The sequence below is a fragment of the Herbaspirillum sp. B65 genome (genome assembly GCF_000333555.1).
GTDB lineage: Bacteria > Pseudomonadota > Gammaproteobacteria > Burkholderiales > Burkholderiaceae_D > Herbaspirillum > Herbaspirillum rubrisubalbicans.
In genome coordinates this window covers 1-1,773 of the sequence record NZ_BADI01000114.1, presented here as the reverse complement: position 1 = coordinate 1,773, position 1,773 = coordinate 1, and the positions used below count along the sequence as shown (strand labels likewise).

Here is a 1,773-nt window from a genome sequence, read left to right as displayed (position 1 = left end):
GCATTCGCGCGCACAAAGTGTGACGCCCTCTCCTCCATGGCCAACATTGCCGGCTACCGCGCCGTCATCGAGGCCGCCAATCAATTCGGCCGCTTCTTTACCGGCCAGATCACGGCGGCCGGCAAGGTACCGCCGGCCAAGGTGTTCGTCATCGGTGCCGGTGTGGCGGGACTGGCCGCGCTGGGCACTGCGGTCTCGCTGGGCGCCGTGGTGCGCGCCAACGATACCCGCCAGGAGGTAGCCGACCAGATCAAGTCCATGGGCGCCGAGTTCGTCAGCGTCAACTACGTGGAAGAAGGCTCCGGTGGCGGCGGCTATGCCAAGGTGATGAGCGCGGGCTACCAGCAAGCCCAGCGCCAGGTCTTTGCCGAGCAAGCCAAGGATGTCGACATCATCATCACCACCGCACTGATCCCGGGAAAACCCGCACCCAAGCTGATTACCAGCGAGATGGTGCAAAGTATGCGTCCCGGCAGCGTGATCGTCGACCTGGCCGCCGAACAGGGCGGCAATTGCGAACTGACGGTGCCGGGCGAAGTCGTGGTGCGCCATGACGTCACCATCATCGGCTATACCGATCTGCCCTCGCGCCTGTCCAAGCAATCCAGTACGCTGTACGCGACCAATCTGCTGCGCCTGACCGAGGAACTCTGCAAGACCAAGGACGGCATCCTGCTGGTCAATATGGACGATGAGATGATCCGCGGCGCCACCGTGCTCAAGGATGGTACGGTGACCTGGCCGCCGCCAGCCATCAAGCCGGCAGTTGCCCCCGCCAAGCCCGCGCCCAACGCACCGGCCGCAGCCCCGCAAGCCAAGGCAGCTCCGGTCAAAAAGCCCGCCTCGCGCTGGGGCCCAGTGATCTTCGGTGGCCTCGCCGCCGTGTTGCTGTGGCTGGTGGGCAGCTATGCACCGACCGAGTTCCTGGAACACTTCACCGTCTTCATCCTGGCCTGCTTCGTCGGCTACATGGTGGTGTGGAACGTGACGGCGTCGCTGCATACGCCATTGATGAGCGTGACCAATGCCATTTCCAGCATCATCGCCATCGGCGCCATGACCCAGGTCAGCCCGGAGCTGGGGGCCTCAGGAACCCCCACCTCCTACCTGATGTTCGCCTTGGCCATTGCCGGCATCGTGCTGACCGCGGTGAACATGTTCGGTGGCTTCGCCGTGACGGGTCGCATGTTGGCGATGTTCCGCAAACAAGGATAATCATGAACCCTTCTTCTCTTGTGACCACCAGTTATATCGGGGCCATCGTGCTGTTCATCCTGAGCCTGGGCGGCCTGTCCAACCCGGAAACGGCACGACGCGGCAATGTCTACGGCGTCATCGGCATGGCCGTGGCCATCCTGGCGACCATCTTCGGCCCGCATGTGACCATGAGCGGCCTGCCCTACCTGATCTGCGCCATCCTGGTCGGCGGCAGTATCGGCTTGATCGCCGCCCGGCGCATCAAGATGACCCAGATGCCCGAGCTGGTGGCCTTGATGCACAGCCTGGTGGGTCTGGCAGCCAGCCTGATCGGCTTCGTGTCCTATTTCAGTCACGCCGAGTCGGCCGTCGGTGCCAGCAGCACGATCCTGAAGGTGGAAATCTATATCGGCGTGCTGATCGGTGCCGTCACCTTCTCCGGCTCCCTGATCGCCTTCGGCAAACTGGCCGGCAAGATCGGCGGCAAGCCTCTGCTGCTGCCGGCACGCCACTGGATCAACCTGGCCTGCCTGCTGCTCATGATCTGGCTGGCGGTGGACTTCGGGGCGCCGATAG

Annotated in this window: 2 protein-coding genes; both read left to right on the top strand. The window is 63.7% G+C overall.

The window, feature by feature from the left end:
- Nucleotides 1-1,215, top strand: a 1,215-nt coding sequence (locus tag I5W_RS03160; RefSeq protein WP_044528153.1) for a Re/Si-specific NAD(P)(+) transhydrogenase subunit alpha, incomplete at its 5' end; no start/stop codon positions are given.
- A gap of 2 nt (nucleotides 1,216-1,217) precedes the next feature.
- The coding region (locus I5W_RS03155; RefSeq protein ID WP_044528152.1) for an NAD(P)(+) transhydrogenase (Re/Si-specific) subunit beta at nucleotides 1,218-1,773 on the top strand (556 nt) is incomplete at its 3' end.